At 43.9% G+C, this 26396-nt stretch carries 23 protein-coding genes and 1 riboswitch; of the genes, 11 read left to right on the forward strand and 12 right to left on the reverse strand.

Annotated elements, in window-relative coordinates:
- The first annotated feature begins 78 nt into the window (after positions 1 to 78).
- Complete coding sequence (locus ACFPIK_RS07515; RefSeq protein WP_377913816.1) at positions 79 to 1449, forward strand: alkaline phosphatase family protein; 1371 nt, start codon at positions 79 to 81, stop codon at positions 1447 to 1449.
- Here the strand turns inward: ACFPIK_RS07515 and ACFPIK_RS07520 are convergent.
- The 5 genes from ACFPIK_RS07520 to ACFPIK_RS07540 form a co-directional block, all read right to left on the reverse strand.
- On the reverse strand, positions 1446 to 2027 hold the full coding sequence (locus ACFPIK_RS07520) for an HD domain-containing protein (protein ID WP_377913818.1): 582 nt from the start codon (positions 2025 to 2027) through the stop codon (positions 1446 to 1448). The two genes, ACFPIK_RS07515 and ACFPIK_RS07520, sit on opposite strands and share 4 nt — an antisense overlap.
- On the reverse strand, positions 2027 to 2920 hold the full coding sequence (locus ACFPIK_RS07525) for a YitT family protein (RefSeq protein WP_377913820.1): 894 nt from the start codon (positions 2918 to 2920) through the stop codon (positions 2027 to 2029). Before ACFPIK_RS07525 ends, ACFPIK_RS07520 begins: the two co-directional genes overlap by 1 nt.
- A gap of 140 nt (positions 2921 to 3060) precedes the next feature.
- Positions 3061 to 3663, reverse strand: coding sequence for a trimeric intracellular cation channel family protein (locus ACFPIK_RS07530; protein WP_377913822.1), 603 nt, complete (start codon positions 3661 to 3663; stop codon positions 3061 to 3063).
- A gap of 34 nt (positions 3664 to 3697) precedes the next feature.
- Positions 3698 to 4312, reverse strand: coding sequence for a class I SAM-dependent methyltransferase (locus ACFPIK_RS07535; RefSeq protein WP_377913824.1), 615 nt, complete (start codon positions 4310 to 4312; stop codon positions 3698 to 3700).
- Positions 4299 to 5201, reverse strand: a complete 903-nt coding sequence (locus ACFPIK_RS07540) for a patatin-like phospholipase family protein (protein WP_377913826.1) — start codon at positions 5199 to 5201, stop codon at positions 4299 to 4301. The genes ACFPIK_RS07535 and ACFPIK_RS07540 overlap by 14 nt, the downstream gene beginning before the upstream one ends.
- Before the next feature lie 58 nt (positions 5202 to 5259).
- Between ACFPIK_RS07540 and ACFPIK_RS07545 the strand changes: the two genes are divergently transcribed.
- From ACFPIK_RS07545 to ACFPIK_RS07560, 4 genes are all read left to right on the forward strand, one after another.
- The gene (locus ACFPIK_RS07545) at positions 5260 to 5682 is read left to right on the forward strand and encodes a VOC family protein (RefSeq protein ID WP_377913828.1); all 423 of its coding nucleotides are present in this window, start codon (positions 5260 to 5262) and stop codon (positions 5680 to 5682) included.
- Positions 5683 to 5690: 8 nt separating this feature from the next.
- A complete protein-coding gene (locus ACFPIK_RS07550; RefSeq protein ID WP_377913830.1) occupies positions 5691 to 6755 on the forward strand; it encodes an aminotransferase class I/II-fold pyridoxal phosphate-dependent enzyme in 1065 nt (354 codons plus the stop codon).
- Positions 6752 to 7984: a serine hydrolase gene (locus tag ACFPIK_RS07555; protein ID WP_377913832.1), complete on the forward strand. Its 1233-nt coding sequence runs from the start codon at positions 6752 to 6754 to the stop codon at positions 7982 to 7984. The genes ACFPIK_RS07550 and ACFPIK_RS07555 overlap by 4 nt, the downstream gene beginning before the upstream one ends.
- A gap of 308 nt (positions 7985 to 8292) precedes the next feature.
- A complete protein-coding gene (locus tag ACFPIK_RS07560) occupies positions 8293 to 8877 on the forward strand; it encodes a hypothetical protein (protein WP_377914072.1) in 585 nt (194 codons plus the stop codon).
- A gap of 314 nt (positions 8878 to 9191) precedes the next feature.
- Here ACFPIK_RS07560 and ACFPIK_RS07565 read toward each other — a convergent pair whose 3' ends face one another.
- Entirely contained in the window at positions 9192 to 10634 is a 1443-nt protein-coding gene (locus ACFPIK_RS07565) for a DASH family cryptochrome (protein WP_377913834.1), read from the reverse strand.
- 174 nt (positions 10635 to 10808) lie between these two features.
- On the opposite strand from ACFPIK_RS07565, the gene ACFPIK_RS07570 reads away from it, so the two are divergent.
- Positions 10809 to 13214, forward strand: a complete 2406-nt coding sequence (locus ACFPIK_RS07570) for an alpha-L-rhamnosidase-related protein (protein WP_377913836.1) — start codon at positions 10809 to 10811, stop codon at positions 13212 to 13214.
- Entirely contained in the window at positions 13211 to 14029 is an 819-nt protein-coding gene (locus ACFPIK_RS07575) for a hypothetical protein (protein ID WP_377913838.1), read from the forward strand. The genes ACFPIK_RS07570 and ACFPIK_RS07575 overlap by 4 nt, the downstream gene beginning before the upstream one ends.
- 5 nt (positions 14030 to 14034) lie before the next feature.
- Here the strand turns inward: ACFPIK_RS07575 and ACFPIK_RS07580 are convergent, their stop codons facing one another.
- The 3 genes from ACFPIK_RS07580 to ACFPIK_RS07590 form a co-directional block, all read right to left on the reverse strand.
- A complete protein-coding gene (locus ACFPIK_RS07580) occupies positions 14035 to 16251 on the reverse strand; it encodes a carbohydrate binding family 9 domain-containing protein (RefSeq protein WP_377913840.1) in 2217 nt (738 codons plus the stop codon).
- Between the two features lie 86 nt (positions 16252 to 16337).
- Positions 16338 to 16766, reverse strand: a complete 429-nt coding sequence (locus ACFPIK_RS07585) for a secondary thiamine-phosphate synthase enzyme YjbQ (protein ID WP_377913842.1) — start codon at positions 16764 to 16766, stop codon at positions 16338 to 16340.
- 3 nt (positions 16767 to 16769) lie between these two features.
- A complete protein-coding gene (locus ACFPIK_RS07590; RefSeq protein ID WP_377913843.1) occupies positions 16770 to 17615 on the reverse strand; it encodes a fumarylacetoacetate hydrolase family protein in 846 nt (281 codons plus the stop codon).
- 356 nt (positions 17616 to 17971) lie between these two features.
- Positions 17972 to 18068: riboswitch (TPP riboswitch) on the forward strand.
- A 143-nt stretch (positions 18069 to 18211) separates the two neighbouring features.
- Here ACFPIK_RS07590 and ACFPIK_RS07595 point away from each other — a divergent pair.
- Positions 18212 to 20599 (forward strand): TonB-dependent receptor, encoded by a 2388-nt coding sequence (locus tag ACFPIK_RS07595; RefSeq protein ID WP_377913845.1) that lies wholly within the window; start codon positions 18212 to 18214, stop codon positions 20597 to 20599.
- 289 nt (positions 20600 to 20888) lie between these two features.
- Here ACFPIK_RS07595 and ACFPIK_RS07600 read toward each other — a convergent pair whose 3' ends face one another.
- Both ACFPIK_RS07600 and ACFPIK_RS07605 read right to left on the reverse strand, forming a co-directional pair.
- Positions 20889 to 22001 (reverse strand): amidohydrolase family protein, encoded by a 1113-nt coding sequence (locus ACFPIK_RS07600; protein ID WP_377913847.1) that lies wholly within the window; start codon positions 21999 to 22001, stop codon positions 20889 to 20891.
- A 93-nt stretch (positions 22002 to 22094) separates the two neighbouring features.
- Entirely contained in the window at positions 22095 to 24647 is a 2553-nt protein-coding gene (locus ACFPIK_RS07605; protein WP_377913849.1) for a M14 metallopeptidase family protein, read from the reverse strand.
- Between the two features lie 93 nt (positions 24648 to 24740).
- On the opposite strand from ACFPIK_RS07605, the gene ACFPIK_RS07610 reads away from it, so the two are divergent.
- From ACFPIK_RS07610 to ACFPIK_RS07620, 3 genes are read left to right on the forward strand one after another with little or no spacing between them, the layout of a single operon-like run.
- A complete protein-coding gene (locus tag ACFPIK_RS07610) occupies positions 24741 to 25007 on the forward strand; it encodes a PLD nuclease N-terminal domain-containing protein (protein WP_377913851.1) in 267 nt (88 codons plus the stop codon).
- Complete coding sequence (locus tag ACFPIK_RS07615) at positions 25004 to 25231, forward strand: PLDc N-terminal domain-containing protein (RefSeq protein ID WP_377913853.1); 228 nt, start codon at positions 25004 to 25006, stop codon at positions 25229 to 25231. Before ACFPIK_RS07610 ends, ACFPIK_RS07615 begins: the two co-directional genes overlap by 4 nt.
- A complete protein-coding gene (locus ACFPIK_RS07620) occupies positions 25231 to 25398 on the forward strand; it encodes a PLD nuclease N-terminal domain-containing protein (protein ID WP_377913855.1) in 168 nt (55 codons plus the stop codon). Before ACFPIK_RS07615 ends, ACFPIK_RS07620 begins: the two co-directional genes overlap by 1 nt.
- Here ACFPIK_RS07620 and ACFPIK_RS07625 read toward each other — a convergent pair.
- Positions 25395 to 26291 carry a TIGR01777 family oxidoreductase gene (locus tag ACFPIK_RS07625; RefSeq protein ID WP_377913857.1) on the reverse strand — a complete coding sequence of 299 codons (897 nt, stop codon included), beginning with the start codon at positions 26289 to 26291 and terminating at the stop codon, positions 25395 to 25397. The genes ACFPIK_RS07620 and ACFPIK_RS07625 overlap by 4 nt on opposite strands.
- Between the last annotated feature and the right edge of the window lie 105 nt (positions 26292 to 26396).

The following is a 26396-nucleotide window of genomic DNA, read 5'->3' on the forward strand; positions in this document are numbered from 1 at the left end:
TTGAAGTTCAATTTGATGTCGTAAATCGTAAATCTGAATTCGTAAATAAAATTTGGTTTTGCCAAATGATTTAAAACAATGAAGAAGACTTTAGTCCTAGATATCGTTGCTTTGTCTCCCCGAGTGATCGGAGAGCATACGCCTTTTTTGAAAAACTGGATCGCGTCCAAGAAGCAAGCCGTCATCGAACCTGTACTTCCTGCGGTGACTTGCTCGGCCCAATCCGTGTATCTGACCGGAAAGTGGCCCACCGAAAACGGCATCGTGGGCAATGGGTGGTACTTTCAGGATGAGTGCGAAATCAAGTTTTGGCGGCAGTCTAATAAGCTGGTGCAGGCCGAAAAAGTGTGGGAAGTTCTGCGGAAGGAGAATCCTGAGTTCACGGTGGCGAACATGTTTTGGTGGTACAATATGTACTCCTCCGCCGATTATGCCGTGACTCCCCGGCCACTTTATCCAGCCGATGGACGCAAATTGCCCGATTGCCATAGCCAACCCATGGAGCTGCGAGACCGGCTTCAGGCCGAGTTGGGCCAGTTTCCGCTCTTCACCTTTTGGGGACCGAATACGACCATTGAATCCAGCAAGTGGATCGCCGAAGCAGCCAAAAAGGTGGAAGAATGGTACAATCCCACGCTCAATCTGATCTACATTCCGCATTTGGATTATAACCTGCAGAAGTATGGAATAGACTTCTCCAAAATCTCCAAGGACCTTCGCGAAGTTGACGACTTGGCTAAAGACTTGATCACCTTCTTTGAAAATCGGGGTGCCGAGGTTCTGCTACTTTCTGAATATGGCATCACGAGTGTGAGTAAGCCGATTCACCTCAACCGGATTTTCCGTAAAAAAGGCTGGATTCAGGTGAAAAATGAGTTGGGTCGAGAGACGCTTGATGCCGGCACATCGGCAGTATTTGCGGTAGCGGATCATCAAGTCGCCCATGTCCATGTCAACGATCACTCCAAACTTGCCGAGGTCAAAGCCCTGCTGGAAAAGACTCCCGGTGTGGAAAAAGTGCTGGATGCCCAAGGCAAAAAAGATTTCCACATCGATCACGCCCGATCGGGTGATTTGGTGGTGATCGCCGATGCGGACTCGTGGTTTACCTACTATTTCTGGCTGGATGATGCCAAAGCGCCTGATTATGCTAGATGTGTGGATATCCATCGCAAACCGGGGTACGATCCGGTCGAGCTGGTTCTCGATCCCGCAATCAAAATTCCGATTCTGAAAATCGGCTCCAAGGTGCTGAAAAAAAAACTGGGTTTTCGCTACCTGATGGATGTGATTCCCTTAGATGCTACGTTGGTGAAGGGGGCGCATGGAAGAATTCCAGAGTCCGACTTGGACAAGCCGCTTGTGGTGGGGGATTCTAGGTTAATCACTTTAGGGAAAATTCAGCCAACTGAGATTTTTGAGTTAATCATAAAATCTGTTCGTGGTTAAACTACCCCCAACCGCTTTTTCACCTTCAATAGGTTTTCCTGCTTTTTAGGCTCCCGGTACTTTTGGCAGTAGTCAGTGTGGTAATTGTGCTTTTGCATAAAGACCAGCTGCAGTTCATCCCATGCCTGCGCGGTAAAGTTGGGATTGAAGTGCTTGAGTTCTTCGAATAGACTTTCTCCGATTTGTTCAAAAAGGTCAGTTCCGAGGTATTCCAAATCGGCGTCTGCTAGAATTTTTTCCAGATGATTGGTTGGGCTTTGAGGGATTTTCGTAGCCATGATCATCCCGTAGATTTTGGTGAGATCTGATTTAGAATACTCCATTGAGAGGTATCCTTCGGCGATTTTACAGCCTTTTTCTTCATGATCTTTGGGATTGTCGATGAAGCCTGTGTCGTGAAAAAGCGCAGCCAACTTGAGCAATTCTAAATCTGATGAACTTACCCCGGATTGTTCTGCGAGAAAAATTGCCTTATCTAGGACATAGGCAGTATGATCTAGGTTATGATAACTGAGATGAGAAGGCAATTTTTCCAAAATGTCTTCGTAAATCCTGTTTTTTATTTCTTCGAAAACCATCAGCTGTGTTTGCTTCCTATTTGTTTGACTACTCCTCCTTTGACTTCTTTGATTGTCTGTACATAAAAGAACGCCTTAGGATCTATTTCTTGTATGGCCAGTTTGATGCGATGTACTTCCAGTCGGGTGACTACCGTCATAATGATATCACAGGGATGATGGATGTGGAAGGTATCAGGGAGATAACCTCTCTCTCCTTTATAGACCGAAATCGCTTTTCCAAACTCCTTCACGATGAGCTCTTTTACCTTATCATCCTCTTTTGAAATAATGGTAAGTGCTGTGTACTCCTCAAAACCTTCGACCACATAATCGGTCATTTTAATTGCTGTGAAATAAGTCAAAATGGAGTACATCGCTGCTTCAATTCCGAAAAACAATGCCGCAAAAAGCATGATCAGGGAATTGAGGAACATGGTGATTTCGCTTGCAGAGAGCGCGGAATTTTTCTGAAAATAGGTGGTAATCACTTCAAAGCCATCAATCAATCCTCCCCCTCTGATGATGAGACCAATTCCAAGCCCCATCATCACTCCACCAAAAACAGCGATGAGTACCTTGTCCTCTGTGACAGTTGGGATTTCGAGAAATTCCAAAACCAGTACGAGTAAAAAGACTGAAAAAATGGATTGAACGGTAAAGGTTTTCCCTATTTTTTTCCATGCCATTACAAAAAAAGGAGCGTTGATCAGAACCAACAGTAAGTTGAGATCCACATCATAATGCAAATTGACAATGATGGCCATACCAGTGACACCACCATCTAAAAACTTGTTTGGAAGCATAAACGCTTCCAATGCAATCGCAGAACAAAAAACTCCCAAAATGATCAAAACCAATGATCTCGGATCAAAAACAGCTTTCCAGTTTACTTTTTCTGTTTTGGTACTCATTAAGCGCTATGTTGAAAAATGAAAGGATTTAGAGGGAACAGGGTTATATGGCTTAAAACAAATTAAATGCTTTTTGGAAATTAACTTTTAAAATTTTCAAAAATAAGCATAGGATAAAAAATTTTCTTTTACCCAAGCTCTCAATCAAGAGTTGGTAAGCTCAACTTGTACTTCATGGCGATTAATCTTATGGAAATGATTACACTCATTGAAATCAGGAGATTGTAATTACGATCTGTCTCCAGGTGATCTAATACTAAATAAATCACTGCGCCAGCAAGACATGCTGAGGCGTAGATTTCTTTTCTAAAGAGGATAGGTATTTCATTGGTTAGCGTGTCACGAATCACCCCTCCCATCACTGCGGTAAACATGCCCATAATTGCCGCGATCTCCGGCCTGACTCCCAGGCTTAGGGCTTTTTCCACACCTAAAACCGTAAAAAAGCCAATTCCCAGCGTATCAAATAGAAAAAAGGTTTTCCTCAACCGGCTGAGAAGGTTTGGAAAAATAAAAGCGGCCAAGATTCCTGTCAATATCGCATACAAAAAGTGGATGTCTCCAATCCATACCAGCGGATAGCTGTCCAGCAAAATATCCCGAAGCGTACCACCTCCGATAGCGGTAATAAATCCGGTAAATCCGGCCCCAAACATATCGTGTTCTTTTTCCCTCACTGCCAATGCCCCTGAAATGGCAAAAACAAAGGTTCCTATGAGTTCGAGGGCATATTGGAGAGTCATATTTTGCAACAGTTCTGAAACTTCAAGTTAACGATTAGATTTTCTCCATTACCATAATACCCATTTCTCTTTGCCCTGGGATCAGTACGGTTTTCATGGGTTCCAGAAATCTAAAGCCGATATTCTCTAACTTATCCACATAGGCTGGCAGGAACAAAAACCGCTCAGATTCATCCGGAAGGATATATTTCCCCTCTCCAAGGGCTGAACTGTGCGCTAAAATTCCTCCAAACGCAGTAGTCATCCGAAACCAAAAGACACCTCCCGGCTTCAAGACACGATGGATTTCATGGATCATTTGCCAGAAGTTATCCACACTCTCTGCAAAGTGAAGGACTGCCGAGCAAATCACCGCATCAAAAGCTCCGGCATGGAACGGAACGTCTTCCAACTTTGCCACCTGAAACCGATGGGTGTCGAATGCTGGATTCAAACTCGTAGATAGATATCGACAATATTGAATCGCTAAATCGTTGGGGTCAATGCCGAAAATCTGATAATTCTTTTGAATGAAATAGATTGCATTTCGCCCTTCTCCACAGCCTGCATCGAGGATCTTCATTTCCTTGGTGAATCTCCCTTTTAGGATTTGATCCAAGAGGTAGATATCCACATTGCCTAATAGACGAATCAGCTCATTGATTTCCATGCTTGAGTTGGTCTAAGGCTTCTTTGGCCTTCAATCGGCCAATTTCGATCATTTCGGCAGATCGATGAAACTCCAAGGTTCCGGCTTGTTTTCTGGAAATTTTGATTTTCACATCCACTGGATATTTTTCCAGAAGTAGTTCACAAAACCGATCCTGAAGCAGGTCAAATGACCGAGTCACCAATTCCAAAGATGAATAGGCTGTTTTAGATTCGGCCTTTTTCTCATCGGGAAAAAACTGTCGCATTTTAGACTGATATTCCTTCAGCCAACCTGGTAAGGTGATCAACTGCTTACCGGACTCGTCTTTTTTGGGAGGTGAAATAAATTCATTTTCCAATCCGTTGACATCCACAACTACAACCAAGCTTTTTGCAGGGTCTGAAATAAGTGAAATGGGCACAGGATTGAGAACTCCACCGTCAATAAAATGATTCTTTTCGATTTTGGCGGGTAAGAAGACTGAAGGAATACTTCCGGACGCGCGGATGGCTTTGTATAGGCTTCCCTTTCTGAATACATATTCTTTGCCGGAATGAACTTCTACTGCATTGCAAGAAAACTGGATTGGTAAGTCTTCAATTTGACAATCGGGTACCACTTTTTTCAAAGCACTGTATACTTTTTCTCCCTTTATGAATCCCCGACTTGAGAATGTGAAATCCATCAGAGAAAATACATCTACCCGATCCAAATTGCATATCCATTCTTTGAATTCAGGCATTTTGCCGGTAGCATACATGCCTCCTACCAACGCACCTGCGGAGCAACCGGCGATTTCGATGATCTCATATCCTCGCTTTTCCAACTCTTCGATCACTCCTACATGCGCCAATCCCCTCGCACCGCCACTGCTCAAAACCAATGAAACTGTTTTCTTTTTTGACATATATTTAGGCTTCAAAAGTTGTCTGAACACTTAAAAATCACCTACAATACTAACTAATATGAGTGAATTTAAACCCTTTCACCTCGCTTTCCCCATCCGTGACATCGAAGAAACCCGCCAGTTCTACGGAGACTTGTTGGGTTGCGAAATCGGCCGAAGCACTGACAAATGGATCGATTTCAACTTTTTTGGACATCAACTCTCTGCCCATATCAAGCCTGAAGAATTGGCCAATGCCAAAACAAATGAGGTGGACGGAAAAAATGTTCCAGTTCGTCATTTCGGAGCAATTTTAGGTTGGGACGAGTGGCATCAGCTAGCCGATAAGCTCAAGGCGCACGGAATGGAGTTTGTCATTGAACCTTACATCAGATTCAAAGGTGAAGTGGGTGAGCAGGCTACCATGTTTTTCCTCGATCCTTGCGGAAACGCACTGGAGTTTAAATCCTTCCAAGATCCTACACAGATTTTTGCCAAATAGTCCAGATTGTGAATAATCTGAACCTCGATCGGCGTATTGGCCCGACTTTGCAAGTTGGGAAAAAGAGTTACCTCTTTTTCAGCGGAACCTCTTATTTGGGAATAGATCATGACTCCCATTACCAATCCGTTTTGTTTGATTGCATTCGGCGGTATGGCTTTAGCCATGGACTCAGTCGGGTCAATAACGTTCGATTAAAGGTTTTTGAAGAGTTCGAGCACTTTTTTGCGAAGCATGCCAAGGCAGAAGATGCTGCTGTGATGAGCTCAGGCTATCTGTCCGGCATTACTGCCATCCAATACCTATATCCTCAAGCTGACCTCTGCTGGGCAGCGCCTGATACACACGCTGCTATTTTACCTTTTGGGTTTACTACTGATACTCAATTGAATTTTATACAATGGAAAAATCAGTGTTTGGAGAAATCCGAGCAGCTTTCTCCCAGTAGGATCCTGATTTTGGGAAATGCTGTAGATCCACTTCGGGCAGAGATTCATGACTATTCTTGGGTAAAGGAAGTAGCCAAAAAGCATGAGGTTACACTCTTAATTGATGACAGTCACGCCTTTGGGGTGTTGGGGAAAAGTGTCTTTGGTACTTATGCTGAAAATTCGTTTCCAAATGTAAACTTGGTCATTTCCGGTTCCTTGGGAAAAGGCTTGGCTATGCCAGCAGGGATAATTTTGGGAAATAAGGAGGTGATTCAGGGAATCAAAAGTCAGGTGATTTTTGCGGGAGCTTCACCCTGTTCGCCTGCTAATCTCCAGGCTTTTCTGGAAACTCAGGATATCTACAAAGCCCAAAGGCAAAAAATCAGAGACTTTACCGGTGTTTTCTATCAAGAAACAGCCGACTTATCCACAGTTTCAGGTTCAGCAAAATTCCCTGTTTTTATCCTAAAAGATCCCACTTGGTCTGATAAGTTGGAGAAAATGGGATTTATCACTTCGTCTTTTTCCTATCCTACTTCGGAAAGTCCTCGTATCAGTCGTATTGTCATTTCGGGTTTTCATTCACTTTGGGACTTGATGGCCTTAAATGAAGCCCTTCATCAACTATCCGAAAAATCATGAAAAAGCTACTCTATCTCCTCGCCTTTTCTTTTGGGATGATTTCTTGCGAGAGCAAAGACCCTGTGCTTTTTGAGGAAGGATTGGAAAACTACCCGACTTTGAAAAAAGTACTTTCGGATACGTCCAAATTCCAGGTTCAGATTATCTATACGCAGATTGACCGAAATGAACACGGGAATCCGCTTTTTACAGACCATTCCTTTAATCTGAACGATAATCACTATTTCTATCCTGCTTCCACGGTGAAGTTACCGATTGCTTTGTTGGCCTTGGAGTGGCTCGAGGAGCAAAATATTGATGGATTGACCATGGAAACCGCCATGCTCACAGATTCGGTGAGGCCTTCCCAGCTACCTGCCTACAACGATTCAACAGCTCAAAATGGATTGCCTAGCATTGGGCATTACATCAAGAAAATTTTGCTGGTTTCTGATAACGATGCTTCTAACCGACTCTATGAGTTGATGGGGATGGACTATATCAATCAAAAGCTAAGGGAAAAGGGTTTACTGAATTCAGTAATCACCCAGCGTTTGAGTTTTCCTATTTCTCCCGAAGAAAACAGACATTTCAACCCGATTCGATTTGTGGACAACTTCGGAAAAACCCTTTTAGAACTGCCTGCCAGGCACTCGGACAGTGCGTATGTGGTGCCGGGGAATCCAAAAATCGGTCAGGCTTTTTATCGAAATGATTCCCTTATACAGGGCGGAATGGATTTTTCCTATAAAAACAAGTTTGCCCTTTCAGACCTTCATGGAGTAGTTAAGCGAATCGTCTTTCCAGAAGCTTTTGTAGGGATCGAGCGATTTAATCTGAATGAGGAGCATCGCAACTTTATATTGAAGTACATGAGTATGCTTCCCCGAGAAAGTGATTTTCCCAAGTACGACACCACGGAATACTACGACAGCTACTCCAAGTTTTTCAAGTTTGGGTCAGACAAAAACCCGATTCCTTCCAGATTTCGGATTTTCAACAAAACAGGTTGGTCTTATGGCTTCCTGATTGACGGATCTTATTTTGTGGATTATGAAGCAGGCGTGGAGTTTTTTGTTTCCGCTGTGGTCTATGTCAACGAGGATCAGATCCTCAACGATGACAAGTACGAGACCGAGGAGATTGGCTTACCTTTTTTCGCAGAGGTGGGCGACTATTTGTACCAAAGAGAATTGAAAAGGAAAAAGCAGATACCGGCGAAACTGCCGAATATTAATTGGAATGATTAAATTGGTTAATCCTATTAAGTAGGTAATAAGCTATTTTTCAAACAAACTTTTATTGCTATGAAGTCCGATGAAATTAAAAAACTGTTTGCTTAGTTTGAAGCTGCGGCTGCTGAGTTGGAAGGTGTAGAATGTTGGAGTGCCAGGGAATTGCAAAAGCTCTTAGGCTACAGCAAATGGGAGAATTTTGAAAAGGTAATTCAAAGAGCAAAGGAAGCTTGCCAACATGCCGGAGAGGAAATACAATACCATTTTCCTGACGTCAGGAAAATGGTAAAATTGGTTCTGGGGCAGAAAAAGAAATCGATGATATTCTTTTAACCCGATATGCCTGCTATCTGATAGCACAAAATGGAGATAGCCGTAAAGAGGAAATCGCCTTTGCACAAAATTACTTTGCTGTTCAGACAAGAAGGGCAGAACTAGTTGAGCAGCGATTATTGGCCTATGAACGCGTAAAAGCAAGGGAAAAATTGAGCCAAACCGAAAAACAACTCTCAGGGATTTTGTATGAAAGAGGAGTCGACAGTCAGGGCTTTGCATTGATTCGAAGCAAAGGCGACCAAGCCCTTTTCCGTCTATCCACCCAGCAGTTAAAAAAGAAATTGGGAATACCTGATAGCCGCCCGGTTGCTGATTTTTTGCCCACGATAAGCATTAAATCCAAAGATCTAGCCAATGAAATGACGGGGTTGAATGTGCAAGCCAAAGACTTGAGAGGCCAGAACAAAATCGAAAAGGAACATGTAGACAACAATCTTGCTGTGAGAAATATGTTAACTCAAAGGGGAATTGTTCCTGAAAATTTACCTCCAGCGGAAGATGTTAAGAAATTAAAGCGAAGATTGGAAGGAGATGAGAAAAGTGTGTTGAAAGAAACTAAGAGAAAAAAGTAGTATTTCATCATTCAAGACCGAATTTAAAATTTAGATAGAAAGGAGAGATTTCATCGACTACCTTAAATGGAAACCAACTTGGATAGGAATAATAACTTTCAGTATATTTTTCTTTCTTCTTGGACAAGCTTATGTCTATCCTACGCACGGTTTTGATTTTTCGGTGATATATGAATGGGAGACTTGGATTCAGTTAATTTTTATAAATACTGGAATGACTGTTTTGAATTACTTATGGATTGGAAGGTTTAACAAGAATAAATTCCAAAAGAAAAAACCCCAGAACTCTGAGGTTTAACGGGTAATCAGCAACTTTAATAAGACTTTTCAAGCGTCGGAATTTTCACTTGAGGCTGTGGATAAGTATGACCTAGTTGAATCTTTAATGCTCTCAATTGGGATGTGGATAACTCCCAAGGCTGATGAATATCAAATCCCTTAATCGACTGTAATTCAGGAATCCAAAGCCTTACAAAATCGCCTTTTTTATCGTAATTGTTGGCCTGTCTGAGGATGTTGAAATACCGATTTTCTCGAGGATCATTTCCCACGCCTCCCACATACATCCAGTTTCCCCAGTTGGAGCAGACATCGTAATCGATCAGCTGACTTTCGAAGTAGCTTGCTCCCCAAGTCCAGTCAATTCCCAGGTCATTGACCAAGAAGCTCGCCACATTTTGACGGCCACGATTGGACATAAAACCCGTTGCTTTCAATTCACGCATATTAGCATCCACAAAAGGAACTCCTGTCAACCCCTCAACCCAGCGCTGAAATTGCTCCTGATCTCTCCTCCAGGAGTCCTTTTGATGACGGATGCCTTGAATATCAAATATTTTGTTCCCGTGTTTCTTGGCTATAAACCGAAAATAATCTCTCCAAATCAATTCGAAAATCAGCCAATACGTGCTATCGTTTTTCTTTCGCTCGCGCTCATACTTTTTCACCTCTTCATAGATAGTCCTAGGAGAGATGCAGCCCAAGGCCAACCAAGGAGAAAACTTGGAGCTGTAATCCATCCCGATCAACCCATTGCGGGTTTCTTTGTAGACTTTCAGTAAATCCTTTTCCCAGAAATAGGACCGGAGTCGCCCCAGCGCGGATTTCTCTCCACCTTTTATCTCCAACCACGATTTGACATCTTGCTTGGGTTCCTCCAGTCCATAGGCTTTTAGGTTTGGCAATTCTGATCCACTGGAGTTCAGTGCCTCTTTTGGGTAATTTATCTTCTTCAGTTCAGGATAAGTCAATCTGATTTTCGATTGCTTTTCCACCTCTTTCCGGAATTGAGTAAACACTTCCGGAGTTTGCTTAGCTGGAAATGGCAGATCATCCAAATGGTAAAGTGTGCTTTGCCAGAAGCTTTCACAGGCAATTCCATTGGCGAAAGCGAACTTTTCTAAAGACTTATCCACATTTCGTTCTTCGGAAGTGACTTCTTTCGAGAAGAAAATGGCCTTTGCTTCAACTTTTTTAGCTAATTCAATTACTGCTTCTTCTGGCTTCCCCTGAAGAATCACCAGATCTCCGCCCAGCCTTCGAAAAGAATGCCTCAAATCGGCAACAGATTCCAACAGGAATTTGGCTCGAAAGGAACCTGTTTTAGGAAATCCCAATTCGGTTTTTTCAAACATTCTAGGATCAAGGCAATAAACAGGTATCACTTCTTTCCCTTGCAAAATAGCACGAGTCAGCACCTCATTGTCTCTTACTCTAAGATCGTTTCTAAACCAAACCAGGACTCTGTTGTACTTCATGTTTGGCGAACAGGCTGTTTAAGAAAAGTGTTTGAAAACTTCCACAAAAAATCTTTTTGGGTAATGTATCAAAGTTTTTTAGAGGAAAAAGCGAGTTACTTTTTACAAGCCCATGCGTTTTGATTTCCTTATTTCAAGCGATTTGGCTTATCTTTTGGCTTAAATCTATTCTCAATGACCCTTAAATTTTTGCCTGTTAGCATTTTGTTAGCCCTGGTTTCCTGTCAGACCTCTCTTACTCCTGAACAAAGTTTATTTGAAGATTTAAGCACGCAGGAAGGACTAAAAGGAAAATCCGAATACCTCGCTTCCCCTTTTGTGACAGCTGGTGATCGGGTGTATTTGATCGGTCACCAAAATGGGTCTTTCCCGGATTTGGGTTGGCATGTGGAGGGAGAGATGGGGGGCATTTGGCTTCATCCGATCAAGTTGATGGATGGGTTTACCGCCTCCGTAAAAGTGGATGGTCATTCTTTTTGTTTGGATCAGGCGAGATCTTTTACCAATTATCCTTTTACCAATGTGCTTCAATTTTCTTTGGAAAACTCAGGTATTGAAGTCGAACGTTTGCACTTCGTACCTGATGGAAAAGAAGGGATGACCGTTTTATTCCGGGTTAAAAATGTGGATAAGTCTGAAAAGACAACCCAATTTCAGTTCAACGCCTTTGTGGATTTGATGCCGGTTTGGCTAGGCGATCGTACCGGAATGATCGATCAAGCTGATGTGATTTCTTTTGACGAAATGACAAATACCTTTTCTGCAAAAGATGAAGGCAATCCTTGGTTTACGGTTTGGGGAACGGCGGAAGGAATTTCGATTTCTCCTCAGGAAGAATGGACCTGTGCCTATTCACCCAAAGGAAAAGGGGCAGCCGCTGGATTTTCTCTGCAAGTGACCTTGCCGGCAGGTTCTGAGCAAATTATCCCAATATTTATCGCCGGTTCTACCGAAAGCGAATTAAAAGCCATGGAAACTTTAGTTGATCTTAGGCAAAACTTGGATTCGGATTGGTTTACCAAAAAGAAGCGATATGAAGTTTTTGCCCACCAAGCAGAAATACAGATTCCCGATCCTGAATTGCAGCGAACGTTCCAATGGATCAAATACAATACGGATTGGCTGGTGCGGGATGTGCCGGGAATTGGGAGGGGTTTTGGAGCAGGCCTGCAGGATTATCCTTGGTTTTTTGGAGTCGATAGTGAATACACGATCCAGGGTTTGATTGCAACGGGAAGAAAGGACCTCGTTTACTCTACCCTCGAACTTATCCACAGTCTATCTGAAAAAGAGAACGGAAATGGCAGAATCATCCATGAGGTAAGTACCAATGGAGCGGTATTTAATCCCGGAAATATCAATGAGACCCCACAATGGGCATCCACGATTTGGGAAGTGTATCGCTGGACTGGAGATCGGGAATTGTTGGAAAAGTATTTCCCTTCTATTGAAAAAGGATTGGACTGGCTGCTTCGGGAAAATGACAAAGACGGCAATCTCCTCGCTGACGGGTATGGAATGATGGAAATCCACGGGCTCAAATCCGAAATGATTGATGTAGCTGCTTATTCCCAAAAGGCATTTGCAGATGCCGCGAAAATGGCTGAAATCCTTGGAAAAACCGATCTTTCGAAAAGTTATCAACATACTTCCGATGCCCTGGCAGCTAAGATCAATTCTGATTTTTGGGTTGAGGAATTTGGAAGTTATGCGGATTTTATCGGGACCGTAGACGAGGCTTTGCACTTGGTGGATGATGCAATCATCCGTGCGGATACGCTGAAAAAACCTTGGGCAGTGGAGGAGCTCAAGGCAACCAAGACTAAGTTGTCCACATTGCCCAAGAATCAGAAACAGGGTTTTGTACTCTTTCACAATTGGGTAGTCAATACCCCGATGGAAACGGGAATCGCTGATCCCGAAAAGGCTAAAATAGCTTTGGCTACCGCAAAAAAATACACCAATCCTTTCGGAACCTTTGTGACGGGTATCGATCGGGACGAACAGGCCGAATATGAAGATGGATCTTTTGCAGGAAGCAAGAGCTTTTCCTACACGGGTGCGGTGATGACTTTGCCCACGGGAGTAACTGCCATCGGAGAAAACAACTATGGCAATCCGGATGCAGCGCTCGACTACCTGAAGCGAATGACCCGAAGTTTTGGATTTGCCTTGCCGGGATCGATGTATGAGGTTTCGCCTGATTACGGGATGTTTACCCAAGCTTGGAATCTCTACAGTTTTAGTGTACCGATTGTGATGCAGTTTTTCGGGATTCAGCCTGATGCCGGAAATAAAGTGATCCACATCCGCCCTCAGATGCCAACAGCCTGGGAGGAAGCTTCTATCCAAAAAGTCATGGTGGGTGATAATGAAATCAAAATCAGCTATGTGGATAAGTCAGGAATTCGAGCCATAGAGGTCGAGCAAACCCAATCGAAATGGGGTATTTCCATTGAGATTCCTGAGGAATTTTCCAAAGTAAAAGTTCTCGGGAAAGAAGTCAGTTCGGATACAAAAGGTGGGTATCGTAGAATATTGATGACAGGTAAAAAAGTAAGAGTGGAGGGGAGTAAATGAGAGTAGTTATATTTTTCATTCTTGTTTTCGCGAATTCCTTTTTCTCAAATGCTTCTGAATGTAGCTGTGTGCCGGATTTTGACCTGAGAATCAATCAATTGATAGACGCTGACATAGCCTTTAAAGGCCATTTGATTTCAATTAGAAGGGAGTATTTCGTTGATTTAGGATTTAGAGAAGTAGCCACTTTTTTTATCGATGAACTAATTAGTGGGCATTTTGAATCAAATACTTTAGATATTGAATTTGCCAATCGATCGTGGCCTTGTTCTCCAGATTTTCAGCTATTCACTACGTATTTGGTTATTTCAAAAAAAGAAAAAGCTTTCCCCTATTTCCAAACTGGCTATTGTTCGGGAAACAAAAAATGGAAAGACTTGTCAAAAGGAGACCATCAATTACTTTTTGATTTTCAAAATGAGAAAAATCAATCTGAATGGACAAACCAATTCGATAGAGTATATGCAGGAGGTAAATTGATTCAAAAAAAACCTGTTGGACTTTGGGAGTATTTTTATTTTGATGGAAAAATAAGTGAATCTGGTTCTTACTTATTTGGCAAGAAAGAGGGAGAATGGTTCAATTTTTTTCATCCATTAGGTGTTTGTGTAGTCTTAGATTTACCTTTTATCGGTCCATTATGTGACCTTTCACGAGTAATTCCGCCACATCCTGCCGGTTGGGTATCTTTGATTACTCCTTATAAAAATGGTAGAATAGATGGAACTGTTCTCATGTTCACTGAATCAGGGTGTATTCAATCTGAAACTCTATATAAAGAAGGAAACAAGATTGGATCTGTGAAATATTATTAAGTGTCCTACAAATTCAACCAATAATTCAGCTTAAACACAAGCGAACGCTGTTTGGGCATAAAGTCTCCCGGGAAATAGTTATCGGTGTACACCAGGAAGAAATCCGAAACCGGTGCATAGCGCCACTGTAGTCGGGTGTTAATATTGATATTGTTGATCTGATTGTTGTACTGGATAAAGGTCGTCCAGAACAGATTTTTGGTAAAAGTCAGGTCGATTCTAGGTCCTACCAACACCAAATCCGCATCGTTTTGAGGCTTTGGCATTCGGATTCGGGCATAGTTGAAATTCATTGAAATATTGGCCAAATACCCTAATCGGATGCCTGTTTGGGTGGTAATCCGCTGAATATTTCCTGTGAAATACTGCCCAAATTCCCCGAGCAATTGAAGGTTGAACATGTTTCTGGGATTGCTTCGGTAATCCACCAGTACATTTCGGAACCGATACTCTGTGCCCGCAGCCAAAGGTTCACCTCCCGTTCGGGTGGGGTCAAAATCACTGAAAAGGTATACAAAACGGTTTCTTTGGCTGATTTCAAGTTCGGCCAATGAGTTAAACCGAACAATGTATCCAAGATTGATATCCCTATCGGTGGTTCCGAGAGTTTCATTCCAATAGCCTTCAAACTCCAGCTTTGGACCATGTCGGTTGATCAACTTGGATTTGGGATAAAACAAGTAAGTCACGTCAGGATTTAATCGCTTGAAGTCCACGCGAGGCACAAAGCCTACTTCGGGATTAAAGGATTTTCCTACATCCTGAAAGCTAAAGGTCCAGTTCCAATGGATGTCCGTAAAGAGCATGTAGGCATTAAAGGAATAGGGTTTTTCCACATCCGCTGACTCAAATGTCCGATGGTAGAAGACCTTTCCAGTCCACTTTCCATTGGACGAGTTGAGGTTGTAATCTGCACCGATTAGTCGGTTATAGGCAGTGGGATCAAATAGCTGTTTGAATTCATCGAGTGCCAGCGACTCCTTATTCACGTAGATCAGCCCTAGATTAGATCGGGTAAATACCTTCTTCTGAAGGGCCAGCACGGTGAAATTTTTTCCAACGATTCCGGCATCTTCATCCGTAGCCGTTTGCATGTTCATGGCACCGATACGCCAGTTTTCATTAAGTTTTCCGCTGAGTCGGGCGCCGTAGATGATTTTGCTTTGCACATTTTGACCGGTTGCGGAGTCTATGTCCACTCCGATTCTTCTGGAGAAAAAGGGTCTGGATCGGGGTTGTCCAAAGCTTTCAAAGAGGTCAGCATTTTCAAGGAAGAACTGTCTTCGCTCCGGGAAAAAGATCTCAAAACGATCCAAATTGGTCACTTGTTGATCTACTTCTACCTGAGAAAAATCCGGGTTGAAGGTAAGGTCGAGGTTCAACGCAGGTCCTATCCCGATTTTGGCGTCACCACCTACTGCCGGTGTTAGGTTTTCTTGAGTTCCTTCCAAGAAATTACGGGAAGTTCTACCGGCCACATAAGGGATGAGGGAGACGTTGGCCGAACCTTTTTTCTTGAGAGGCTCTTCGAAAATGAGCTTTTGGAGAAAAGCTGTGGAAATGATCGGGATATTTCTCGGGATGGGAGACCATGTACTTCGCTCGCCGTAGTGACTGTCTATTCGATAAAAATTGACATTCCAGTTTTGGGCACCTTCATTAAACCGAAGCGTTGAAAGCGGAATAATTACTTCGACCTGCCAATGTTGTTCAAAGATTTTTGCCTCTGAAAACCATTTGTTATCCCATGCTAAGCTTAGGTCTTCTGACCTTGTACCTCCGTTCGACACAAGTCCTTCCCTTTGTACCCCGTATGGGTTTACTCCAAACTGAAATGCGTTGGTTTTATCATTGAAGGTGTCCAAAACAAAAACAATCGCATCGTTTTGCTCTCCCCGAAAGTCCCTTCTAAGTGAAGTAGATACATAGTTTCGTGGGCCGTTATTTTCCATCACGGCAGCCAGGTACAGATTTTCAGCATCGAATGCGACCTTGACACGGGTATTTATCGGGGATTTGGAAGTGTCTGAGGGAAAATATTGTCTGAAGTTCCCGTTCCAACCTTCCGGATCTGTCCATATTGCCTCATCAAGAATGCCATCCAATTGGATAGGTTCTTTGAGTTTAAATGCAAATGCGTTCCGAGCAGGTAAACTTTGAGATCGAGCATGACTGACTAAAAGAAATCCTGTCAGTATAATCAGTACAAATTTAATTTTCATGTAAGGTCGTAATCGTGCAAAAATAAGTTTGCTTCAACAGCCAATCCAAGGAATTTTATTAATGGTGATCAAGGATTTTCAATGGATTAGGAAGTGCCAAAAGCAGTAAGGACTAAGTTTCGAAGGCCTCCATGGTGCCTAAATTCACAAAGATAAATCCCCTGCCAGATTCCTAAGGCAAGTTTTCCACCGCTGATGGGAATCTGAACGCTTGTACCGAAAAAAGCACTTTTGATATGCGCCGGCATGTCGTCTGCACCCTCATCTTTGTGGACAAATCGTGGATAAGTCTCTGGTATTAATTCATTTATGAAAGTCTTAAAATCCTTTCTTACCGTCGGATCAGCGTTTTCATTGATGCACAGCCCCGCAGAAGTGTGCTGAATAAACACCTGCAAAAATCCGATTCGGATTTCCTTTATTTCAGGAATAGACCGTACCACCAGATCAGTAATCAGGTGGTAGCCTTGAGGATAATTAGGAAGTTTGAGTTGTTTTTGAAAGTAAAGTGACATCGTTTAGATCAATCCTACCTTATTTTCCAATGTTCCGATGCCTTCAATGGTGATCTTCACCACGTCACCAGCCTGTAAGGTAAAATTGTCCGGCACAATGCCTGTTCCTGTCATCATCAGGCAACCGATCGGGAAGGTATTGGCTCGGAACAACCAATTGGCAAGTTCCTGTGGCTTTCGTTTCATTTGAGCCAAAGTGGTTTCACCTGATGCTTCGGTTTTTCCGCCTCTTAGAATTTCCAAACTGATTTTGGTGGAGTCGTCAAGCATTTCTTCCTGAAGTAAAATACAAGGTCCAACCGATGCGCAGCCCTGATACACCTTTGCTTGAGGCAAATAGAGCGGATTTTCGCCCTCGATACTTCGGCTGCTCATATCATTGCCTACCGTGAATCCTTGTACTTTTCCCGACGGGGATATCAACAAAGTCAACTCAGGCTCGGGCACATCCCAAGTGGAATCTTTTCGAATATTAACCGTCTCACCCGGATTGGTAACTCGGCTGGCCGTGGCTTTGAAAAATAGCTCGGGTCTATCGGCTACATACACTTTGTCGTAAAAATCCGCTCCTCCAGCATCTTTGGATTCCTCCATGCGGGCTGTTCGGCTTCGGTAGTAGGTCACTCCAGCAGCCCAGATTTCCTGATTTCCCATGGGTGCCAAAAGGCCTTCAGATTTGAGTTGCTCGGCTTCTCTTTCAGAAATTCTTTCCCAATGGGTAGCCTCAGATTTAAGCAATTGGGGCAAATGTTCCCGTCCTAGGAGTTGATCCCAATCCAATTCGGGACCCAGAAAAATCTCAGAATCAGTCTCCAAAAGGGTTCCGGAAGTCAGTTTGTAAAGGCGCATTTGGTTATGGGTTTGAGGTTTGAATTTGAAGTTATAAAAAAGTGATTGATCAGGGAAATTGCATTAAACATTTGGTTTTTTAAAAGATGGAAGGAAAGGATCTAGTAAGTTCCTTTTGAAAATCAATAGATGTAAACCATTGAGAAAATTAAGAACATCGACTAATCTTTTTCTGGGGAAAATTCCACATTTATTAGCTTTAAAGGCAACTCTTAATGTCCTTAATTCTCTTCATGGTGAAATTTTTGACCTGCTTTTTTTTCACATTAGGATAGAATGGTAATTATTGAAAGAGATTACCCTGTTCGATTGATCAGAAGGCCTTGGAAAAAAACTTTTCGCTCGTACCTTTGCTTCTAGATCATAAGGGGTGCCTTAATACAACGGGCTGAGATCATACCCATACGACCTGATCCGGGTAATGCCGGCGAAGGGAAATGAGAAAGCGTAGCGTACATGTGAATTGATTCTGCCGAAGTGCTAGCCTTCGTTGGATTTGTTTGCTGTACCGCTTCGCAAAACGGGTAAACAATCACGGAAAACCTCCCCTGGGTTTTCTAATGTTTCACTCAAACACCCGAAAGGGAAAAGTAATCATGAATAAAACAGTTCTAGGCTTGATTCTTTATCTGGCCAGTTTGACTGCTTGGGCACAAACCAGCCTCAGCGGAAAAGTAGTGGATGCCAAAAGCAATGCGCCTTTGGTGGGAGCATCGGTATGGACCGAAACAGCCAATCGGGGCACGGTTACCGATGAAAATGGACAATTTACCCTCAATAAACTACCACAGGGAAATCTTGAAATCCGGGTTTCTTACCTTGGCTATGAGACCGAGCGACTGACCATTGCCATTCCTTTCACCGGTGACTTGGTTGTCAAACTTGAAGCAAAAGACTTCCTGACAGAGGAGTTTATCGTATCGGCAACAAGAGCTTCTGGCAGTACCCCAACGACGTTTTCCAATGTGGATAAGTCTGAAATTGCCAAGCGAAATTTGGGACAGGATATTCCCATTTTGCTCAATTTTACACCATCCGTAGTGAGCTATTCCGATGCCGGGGCGGGCGTTGGCTATACGGGACTTCGAATCCGTGGTTCTGACCAAACTCGAATTAATGCGACCATTAATGGTATTCCACTCAATGATGCAGAATCACATGGAGTCTTTTGGGTAAATATGCCGGACTTTGCTTCCTCGGTCGAAAATGTCCAAATCCAGCGTGGAGTGGGAACTTCCACCAATGGGGCAGCCACTTTTGGCGCTAGTCTCAACTTTCAGACAGACACCCGAAGGGATGAAGCCTATGCAGAGCTGGACAATGGTTTCGGATCTTTCAATACTTGGAGACATACCGTCAAAGCTGGAACCGGCCTACTTAATAACCGTTTTGCAGTCGATGCCCGCCTCTCCAAAATCACATCTGATGGCTATGTGGATCGAGCCTTTTCTGATCTAAATAGCTGGTTTGTATCTGGTGGATATTATGGAGAAAAAAGCGTCATTAAGCTCGTTGCCTTCTCAGGAAGGGAGCAAACTTACCAAAGCTGGTATGGTCTTCCCGAATCCAAGCTGAAAACAGACAGAAGAGATAATTTTTACACCTACGACAACGAAACCGACAATTACCAGCAGGATCATTACCAGTTGATTTACACCGGAAAAGTCGGATCCAATTGGAAAACGAATCTCGCTCTTCATTACACCTACGGCCGAGGCTATTATGAGCAGTTCAGGGAGAATGATCGTCTATCTCGTTACAATTTACCCAATGTGGTGGTTGGCAATGAGGTCATTTCCCGGTCCGATATCATCCGCCGCCGTTGGCTGGACAATGATTTCTACGGATTCGTCGGTTCGGCAAATTATGTATCTACGGATGGTAAGCTGGACTTTATCATCGGTGGCGGTGCCAATCGCTACGATGGAGGTCATTTTGGAGAAATTATCTGGGCTCGATTTGCGGGTAATACCAATATCCGCGATCGGTACTACGACAACAATGCCATCAAGGATGATCGGAATATCTACACCAAAGCAACCTATGAGATCAAGCCGGGCTTGAATCTCTTTGGAGACTTACAGTTGAGAGGGATCAATTACTCCTTTATCGGTGTCAATGATGATCTGAGAATTGTGGACGGACAGGCCAATTATACCTTTTTCAATCCCAAGTTTGGATTCTCTTATGAAAAAGGAAATCAAACCTGGTACGCAAGCTATGCCGTGGCCAACCGAGAACCCACCCGTTCGGATTTTACAGACAATCCCATCACCGAAGTACCCAGACCTGAGCGCCTGAATAACGTGGAGGCCGGTGTCCGTGCCAAGGCAGGAGGCTTCAGCTACAATGCCAACTTCTACTACATGGGCTACAAAGATCAGCTGATTCTAACTGGTCAGATCAACGATGTAGGTGCCTACATCCGCGAAAATGTAGCTTCTTCCTACCGTGCGGGTATCGAATTGGATGGTGCATACCAACTTTCATCTGCTTGGACCTTTGGAGGAAATCTTACGCTCAGCCAAAACAAAATCCGGGAGTTTACCGAGTTCATCGATGACTACAGCGTGGATGATTTCAGACAAGAAACCTTTACTTATACGAATACAGACATTGCCTTTTCACCGAATGTGGTGGGCTCGGCGATCATCGAGTACAAGCCTAGCAAAAACTTGTCTCTCAACTGGCTGAGCAAATACGTAGGCCGACAGTTTTTGGACAATACAGCCAATGAAGCCAGATCACTGGACGCATTCTTTACCAACGATTTGCGAATCAGCTATTCGGCTACACCGAGATTCTTCAAAGGATTGGAAGTCAACTTGCTGATCAACAATCTCTTCAATGAACTCTATGAACCAAATGGCTACACCTTTAGCTATTTTGTTCCAGGAGGAAATGGCCGTGAATTGGTGACGGAAAACTTCTACTATCCACAGGCAGGGACGAACTTCCTATTGGGATTGAGGATGAAGTTTTAAAGGAAAGGTGCCACAGATTCCCAGATTTTTTATCTGTGCATCTGTGGCAACTCTTCCAAGCTGTCCTGCTTTTCCTCCGATTGCTATCGGAGCAGGACTTTTTTTGAAAGGTAATGGACATTTTCCGCAGATCTGCGCAGAAAAAGTCGCGGATCTTCGCAGATTTTCTAGATCAGCGAAAATCAGAGGAGAGGTAATTTATTTCAACATCTAAGAAAAAGCCACGGATGCACAGACCATTATTTATCTGTGCATCCGTGGCTTTTCTACTGAAAGCAATGGTCTGCGATTACTCAGGAAACAAGGTCTTATCCAATCCTGGGACAATGCGGAGTGCGTTTTTATAATAGACTTTTTTCAGCACATCGTCTGGCAGGCCCAATCCATACATGCTCCAGAAGGCGTGGTACTTTTTGTAGTAAGGGAAATACTCATCCTCTGTCTCTAGCACTCGGAAGTAGGTGTAAAACTCCTCTTTATTGTAGGCATCTTTTCCAAAAAGAATGCGATCCTGATACTTGATGAAAAACTCCTTGGCCCGACGGGGTTGACGGCCGAGCTCGGCAATGATGGCTCCGATTTCATAGTTCACATTCGGGTATTTGTCCAAATGGGCACCGGCGGCATCGAGGTCATTGGCCATCCAACCCATGTGTGCATTGATGAACGTTGTCTTAGGATGCTTGGCAAACACACGGTGCTGCTCAGCAATGATCTGCTCAAACGGAGCAGGATCAGTATCAGATCGGCGACGATTGGGGTGAAGTTTTAGTTCCAACCAACGCTCATTGTTGGCATCCATCGGCTGCCAAAACTGAGCAGGGTCTGCTGCGTGAATCAGTACAGGGATTCCGAGTTCTCCAGCTTTTGCCCAGACCGGGTCCAGATCAGGATGATCCACCGGGATACGATTACCCTTATTGTCTTTGGAGGTGAGGCCCAGACTTTTGTAAATCTTGAGACCAACAGCACCTGCCTTTACATCTTCCTCAAGTTCTTTTACTGCCAACGCAGTCCAGTTTGGATCACCAAACCCGTTAAAATTTAGGTTAGTGAAGACCATAAATCTGCCAGGAGCGTGCGTCTTAAACTCACCCATCATGCCTCGGATGTATTCCTGCTGGGCATTGCTGTTTCCTTGACCAAAACCCCGCCCGCTTAGGTTGATCATGATGCCCATGTTGAGCTCGTCCATTTCGGAGCGAAGCTGATCGATTCGGGATTTGTTGATTCCTCCCTGATGGCTGTGGATGTCAATAAAGGGGAATTTTGCACGTGTCACCGGGTTTTGGGGGACTTTCAGCGTGGAGGGCGGATTATATTCCTCAAAGCCCATTTCTTGGGTGGTGAGTATTCCTGCAGAAAGGAACAAGGCAGCGAAAATGGGTAGTGCTTTCTTCATGAGCGGTTAAACTTAGATCAGTTCAATTTAGATTTAAATTTCCTTGAGTGGAAAAAAAGAAATCCCGGAGGCAAATCCGGGATTTTTGATGTCTCATCGAGTAGTGCCTCCGTCGATCACTTGACCGAAGAAGATGGAATTCATAAAGAGTTTGTTCGTGCCAAACCAAAAGGCGCGGAAGTTGGGATTGTCCGCAAAGCCGATAATTCGGCCACGGCCTTGACCCGCAACTCGGATTACAGCGCTTTCTTTCACCCCGGGTAGATTACTTGCGTGAAGGTATCCCGATGCCAGCGGGTTGGCAGTGTAGACTAGTGGATTGGCATATGGATTTGCTGATGGCTCAAGGAAGAAATTGTCATTTCGGAAAGTATAGATTTCCTTTTCTGTGTAGCCATAGCCTATTGGATGGGTCGTGTCCAAGTTTGCTTTGAAAATCGCCCCAAACGTCTGCTTGGATCCCGTGGCATTTTCGAAGTCAGCATAACTCTTTTGAAGTCCTTTTTCTTCGTTTTCCACCGTGCGGAAAGTGAAATTACCGATTTCATTCTGAGCCAACCAGCGCAAAGCCCCACCTTTGGCCACGAGTGTATTTCCTTGACTTACCCAATTTTTGATGGCTGCAGCTCCCGCCTGACCAAGTCTGCTGTAGCTTCCGTCCGCCATGAGGATGACATTGTATCTTGCCAAATTGGAACTGGCGACTGCATCCAGGGGAAGAAGTGTTACCGGCATTTTCATCCGCTGATCGAGCAAATGCCAGATTTCGCCCGCTTCGCCACTGTCTACTCCACCATCCACCAACAGCGCGATGGTCGGAGTTTTCAAAGGAGCCATGAAGGTGGATCCCAAATTGGCACCACCGGTATATCCGGTCATCAGCGCATGAATGTCTACGTGGGATCCTTGGGCGATTTCCTGGAGCTTCGCAAAAAAGCCTTGATTATCCATTCCACTTTCTCCTTTATCGATCAGAAGGGTTCCTCTTCCAAAGGTTTTTCCTTCAGCCGTAGAAAATTCAGCATTGGATACTCTCACTAAAAATCCTGCTTTCAATAATTGATAAGCCGCTTTAGGAGCGTAATAATCGGTCCATTCCATCGCATACTGATAGGCGCCGGGCTGTCCGATCACTTTTCCGGGTGCTTGCGCAAAGCTGTTTTTGTCCACCTGACTGACACTGGCAAGGTTTAGAATCTTGCTGTTCAGAGCCATGAAGTCCAAGTGGAAAGCCATGGGATAGGTCCAAGCCGAAATGTCATAAAACAAGCTGTCCTGGAACGTGGTCCGTGTCTCAAACATGGCCTTGATCAATCGATACTGGGGCTGATCGGCAGGTACGATGTAGGAACTTTCTTTTTTGAACTGTTTTCCGTTAACGGTGATATCCTCTTTCAAGGCAAACACCTTGATGTCGTGCTGAAGAATCAGGTCTGCCAGGTGAAAGCTTCGGGCGTCATCCTCTTTAGCTCCGAAAATGTAGGCTTTGTTGACATCCGCAGTGGTTTCGTTTTTGATTTCGGTGTAGAAATCCTTCATCCACTGATTGAGCTCTACCCGCATTTCCTTGGCTGCCTGATACGAAGATAGGTTGGCGGTAAACTGATTTCTGATCGTGAATGGGAAGCTCAGCATGCCATTGGCACTTTCCTGCAAGTGACCTCTGGAGCTGGCTTGCTCAAACAAAATCCCGATTGATCCCTGTACATCCGGATAGGTGGAGCCTTTTCCATAATAGAAATCATCGTAATTCTCCTGATTATAGTAGAGTGAACCAATTTGGTCGAGGGCTTTGGCGTGATAGGTGCCAATTTTCTCGGTGAGTTCAAAGTTTTTCTTTGGAGTCAAAGGATGGACTCGAGAAGGTACTCCGGGCTGGAAAAAGAAGGTACTGTTCGTCCCCATCTCATGAAAATCCAAGTGGATATTGGGCAACCAGCTTTGGAAGACCTTCACACGGTTTCTGGATTCGGGATGCTGTACGGGCAACCAGTCTCGGTTGAGGTCAAACCAATAATGATTGGTACGTCCTCTAGGCCAGGCCTCGTTGAGTTCGCGCTGAGCGGGATCACCGTTCATGATGTACGCTTTGTGGGAATTGACCCAAGAAGCAAAACGATTAAGTCCGTCGGGATTGATGGCTGGGTCTAGGAGAAGGACGATATTTTCCAACTCAGTAGCAATTTCATTAGCTGCCGCAAAGTGATAGGCAGCGACTAAAGCAGCGTTGGCGCCGCTTGGTTCATTGCCGTGCACAGAATAGCCCATGAACATGACCGCAGGCATAGTTTGGATATTCACAGAGGAGCCAGGTATTCTGAGTTTTGCTCGTTCGGCTTTGATTTGATCGAGTTTGCCTAGGTTGGCAGGGGAAGTGATCGTCAGCAGTGTCTGCGGACGCTTTTCGTAGGATCTTCCTGTTTCTTCAAATTTCACCCGATCGGAGGAGGCCGCCACGGCTTTCATGTAAGTGACCAGCTGATCATGTGTCACATGCCATTCGCCTACTTCATATCCTAAGACTTGCTTTGGAGTAGGTACAGCAGGGTTGTAGGTGTAGCCTTTTGGCAGGTAGAAGCTCAGGTCTTGAGCCCAGCTGAAATTGGCAACTAGGGCCAAAAGAAAGACAAAGGAAAATCGTCTCATAGGGTAAATTGGTAAACTTTCGACTAAATTCTTGTTTAAAACTTTAGAAAAAAGCTATTTTAGATCGGTGGTAAAAATAATAGAAGAAGCAATATGGATTTGATAATTCCTGGATACGGATTGATGCTTTGGCAACTTTCGGGCCTATTATTGATTGGACTTTGGGTGTATACACTTTTCGATTGCTTGAGAAGTGAGTTTGTGGAGCCCAATCAAAAGTTGATATGGGTCATCCTGATCGTTTTTGTCCCATTTCTTGGACCACTTATGTACCTGGGATTGAGTAAAAAAGGGAAAGTAAAACGTAGCTTCCAAGCTGATTTCACCCGATTTTCATCTGATAAATTCAAGAAAAAATGACACTCACTTTTATTCAAAACATCGGCGGCGGATTTCTGATCATCATGCTGCTTTTTTCCCTGATCTATTTTCTCCTTTGGGTGTATTGTGTGATAGATGTGATCAGGTCCAACTTCAAAGATCAGAACATGAAGCTGATTTGGATTGTGATTTTACTGTTTGCCCATATCATCGGTCCTTTGGTTTATCTGGTTTTGGGTAAAAACACCAAAGTAGGCTACTGATGTGGAAGGCCCTCGGATTATTGGTTTATGCCTTCACCATATATGATGTGGTCAGGAGCAGGTTTGCCAATCAAACCGACAAGTTGATCTGGATTTTGATCGTCTTCTTGGTGCCTTTTCTTGGTACTGTTTTATGGTTTGCAATAGGTAGAAATAGACGCCTTTAAGATTTTCTTGAAAAAATATCCTTCAGCGCAGTTTTCAACTCTGGAAACTCAAACTCAAATCCTGCCTTCTGAATTTTTTGACTGGATACCCGATTTCCACCTAATACCATCGCGGCCATTTCACCTAGGACCAGTTTCAGGGCAAATCCTGGCACGCCAATTCCCAAATAGGGTTTTCCTTTTGCGGCTGCGGCTTCTTTGGTGAGTTGTTGATTGGTGGCTGGATTTGGGCCGACGGCATTAAATATTCCTTGCAGGGTGGTTTTTTCCAAAGCAAATACAAACATCCTCGCCAAATCCTCGATGTGAATCCAGCTCATCCACTGGTCACCCGAACCCAAAGGAGCTGCCACTGGAGGCTTCAGCATTTCTCCCAAGGCACCTCCCTCAGCGTCGAGCACGATTCCGATTCGTAGCAGAACGGTACGCAACTGGAGGGATTCCATTTTTTTCACTTCGTTTTCCCAAGCGATGACCACCTCTGCCAAAAAATCACTTCCAGGCCTGCTACTTTCATCTACCAGAGCAGTACCGGTATTGAATCCATAATACCCCACTGCAGAAGCAGAGATAAAGGTACTTGGCTTTTTCGCTGATTTTTCAATGGCTGAAAAAAGCAATTGAGTGCTTTGAGTTCTGGATTCCAAAATGAGTTTTTTCCGCTCAGGAGTCCAGCGCTTTTCCGCTACTCCCGCACCTGCTAGATGGATGATTGCGTCAGCCCATTCAATGGCATTGGGATCGATCTCACCTTTTTCAACATTCCATAGGAACGACTTTTTTCCTTGAGCGCTCCGGCTTAGCCAAGCCACTTCATAGCCTTTCTTTTCCAGTAGCTGGGTGATTTGCTGACCTACCAGACCTGAGCCTCCTGTGATGAGAATGTGTTGCATACTTCGTTTTTTTACTTAACCCATAATCACGGCTTTGGTTGACCTGTTCGCTTTTGCGACAGGCGTCCGTTCAGTGGAGTTGGGCCAATATTCAGATTTTTATTT

Source organism: Algoriphagus aquatilis, from assembly GCF_042657405.1.
Classification (GTDB): Bacteria; Bacteroidota; Bacteroidia; order Cytophagales; family Cyclobacteriaceae; genus Algoriphagus; species Algoriphagus aquatilis.

Excerpts from the sequence above, each read along its gene's own strand:
- ACFPIK_RS07515 (WP_377913816.1), top strand. The coding sequence starts at position 79 with ATGAAGAAGACTTTAGTCCTAGATATCGTTGCTTTGTCTCCCCGAGTG.
- ACFPIK_RS07520 (WP_377913818.1), bottom strand. The coding sequence starts at position 2,027 with ATGGTTTTCGAAGAAATAAAAAACAGGATTTACGAAGACATTTTGGAA.
- ACFPIK_RS07525 (WP_377913820.1), bottom strand. The coding sequence starts at position 2,920 with ATGAGTACCAAAACAGAAAAAGTAAACTGGAAAGCTGTTTTTGATCCG.
- ACFPIK_RS07530 (WP_377913822.1), bottom strand. The coding sequence starts at position 3,663 with ATGACTCTCCAATATGCCCTCGAACTCATAGGAACCTTTGTTTTTGCC.
- ACFPIK_RS07535 (WP_377913824.1), bottom strand. The coding sequence starts at position 4,312 with ATGGAAATCAATGAGCTGATTCGTCTATTAGGCAATGTGGATATCTAC.
- ACFPIK_RS07540 (WP_377913826.1), bottom strand. The coding sequence starts at position 5,201 with ATGTCAAAAAAGAAAACAGTTTCATTGGTTTTGAGCAGTGGCGGTGCG.
- ACFPIK_RS07545 (WP_377913828.1), top strand. The coding sequence starts at position 5,260 with ATGAGTGAATTTAAACCCTTTCACCTCGCTTTCCCCATCCGTGACATC.
- ACFPIK_RS07555 (WP_377913832.1), top strand. The coding sequence starts at position 6,752 with ATGAAAAAGCTACTCTATCTCCTCGCCTTTTCTTTTGGGATGATTTCT.
- ACFPIK_RS07565 (WP_377913834.1), bottom strand. The coding sequence starts at position 10,634 with ATGAAGTACAACAGAGTCCTGGTTTGGTTTAGAAACGATCTTAGAGTA.
- ACFPIK_RS07570 (WP_377913836.1), top strand. The coding sequence starts at position 10,809 with ATGACCCTTAAATTTTTGCCTGTTAGCATTTTGTTAGCCCTGGTTTCC.
- ACFPIK_RS07575 (WP_377913838.1), top strand. The coding sequence starts at position 13,211 with ATGAGAGTAGTTATATTTTTCATTCTTGTTTTCGCGAATTCCTTTTTC.
- ACFPIK_RS07580 (WP_377913840.1), bottom strand. The coding sequence starts at position 16,251 with ATGAAAATTAAATTTGTACTGATTATACTGACAGGATTTCTTTTAGTC.
- ACFPIK_RS07585 (WP_377913842.1), bottom strand. The coding sequence starts at position 16,766 with ATGTCACTTTACTTTCAAAAACAACTCAAACTTCCTAATTATCCTCAA.
- ACFPIK_RS07590 (WP_377913843.1), bottom strand. The coding sequence starts at position 17,615 with ATGCGCCTTTACAAACTGACTTCCGGAACCCTTTTGGAGACTGATTCT.
- ACFPIK_RS07595 (WP_377913845.1), top strand. The coding sequence starts at position 18,212 with ATGAATAAAACAGTTCTAGGCTTGATTCTTTATCTGGCCAGTTTGACT.
- ACFPIK_RS07600 (WP_377913847.1), bottom strand. The coding sequence starts at position 22,001 with ATGAAGAAAGCACTACCCATTTTCGCTGCCTTGTTCCTTTCTGCAGGA.
- ACFPIK_RS07605 (WP_377913849.1), bottom strand. The coding sequence starts at position 24,647 with ATGAGACGATTTTCCTTTGTCTTTCTTTTGGCCCTAGTTGCCAATTTC.
- ACFPIK_RS07610 (WP_377913851.1), top strand. The coding sequence starts at position 24,741 with ATGGATTTGATAATTCCTGGATACGGATTGATGCTTTGGCAACTTTCG.
- ACFPIK_RS07615 (WP_377913853.1), top strand. The coding sequence starts at position 25,004 with ATGACACTCACTTTTATTCAAAACATCGGCGGCGGATTTCTGATCATC.
- ACFPIK_RS07620 (WP_377913855.1), top strand. The coding sequence starts at position 25,231 with ATGTGGAAGGCCCTCGGATTATTGGTTTATGCCTTCACCATATATGAT.
- ACFPIK_RS07625 (WP_377913857.1), bottom strand. The coding sequence starts at position 26,291 with ATGCAACACATTCTCATCACAGGAGGCTCAGGTCTGGTAGGTCAGCAA.